Here is a 1,028-nt window from a genome sequence, read left to right as displayed (position 1 = left end):
GGCCGCCTCCCGAAACGGGAGGCGGCCTTCGGCGTTTCACCGGCCGTGCTTCGGCGCGGTCTTCGGACTGCGGGCCGGGTCGGGTGGGCTTCGGCGGGCACGGCTTTTCCGCCGGCTCCCGGCGGCGTCCCCCGGCCGACCGCTACCGTCGGAGCCATGGCCGATCTGGAGCGCAGGCGCAACGAGGAACTCGCCCGGATACTCCACCAGCTCGGCTGGAGCCCGGAGCGCCTCGCCCGCGAGGTCAACCTCACCGTCCCGGCCCGGCTCGCGATCAGCTCCACCGCCCCGTACAAGTGGCGCGACCGGGGCATGGTCCCGCGCAGCCCGCACGACCAGGCCGTCTGCGAGGTGCTCAGCCGCACCCTCGGCATCGCCGTCACCTATGAACAGCTCTGGGGCCCGATGGGCGGCCACCGCGGCGCCAAGATCCTCTCCCCGCGCCTGCTGACCGACCCGTGGACGGCCGACACCGCGCAGACCGCGCTGCGCGAGACCGCCGCCGACGCGGGCCCCGTCCGCCTCATCGACCTCTTCCGCGGCGCCGACGTGGCCGAGGCCGCCCGCCGGCTGGCCAGCGAGCCGCCCGCCCTCGGTGGCGACGGCGCGCTGCGCGTCGACCCGGCGGTGATCGGCGAACTCGCCGCCGCCCACCGCGGCAAACAGCGGCTGGAACGTTCCTGCGGCGGCGGGCTCGTCCTCGGCCCCGCCCGCGCCGAACTGGCCATGGTCGCCAAGCTGCTGGAGCTCGGCCGGTACGACGAGACGCTCGGCCGGGCGCTGTACGGCGCGGCGGCCCGCCTCGCCCGGCTCGCCGCCTGGGCCGCGTTCGACCTCGGCCACGACGCCACCGCGCAGCGGGCGTTCGCGGCCGCGCTGCGCGCCGCCCACCTGAGCGGCGAGCGCCGGGACGGGGTGGCGGTGCTCGGCGGTCTGGTGGTGCTGGCCACCTGGAGCGCGGGCGGGCGCGGGCTGGACGCGGTCACGGTGCTCGCGCAGGCGGTGGCGGCGGCCGGGGACGGCGTCCG

General features: G+C 77.7%; 1 protein-coding gene. It reads left to right on the top strand.

The features are described from left to right. Positions 1 to 156: 156 nt before the first annotated feature. Positions 157 to 1,028: NsdA family TPR-like regulatory protein (locus tag ABD308_RS13625; protein WP_486327021.1), on the top strand; the 872-nt coding region annotated here is incomplete at its 3' end.

Source organism: Kitasatospora putterlickiae (assembly GCF_039527695.1).
GTDB classification, from domain to species: domain Bacteria; phylum Actinomycetota; class Actinomycetes; order Streptomycetales; family Streptomycetaceae; genus Kitasatospora; species Kitasatospora putterlickiae.
The sequence above is the reverse complement of the archived record's forward strand: the minus strand, read 5'-3'. Positions and strand labels throughout refer to the sequence as shown.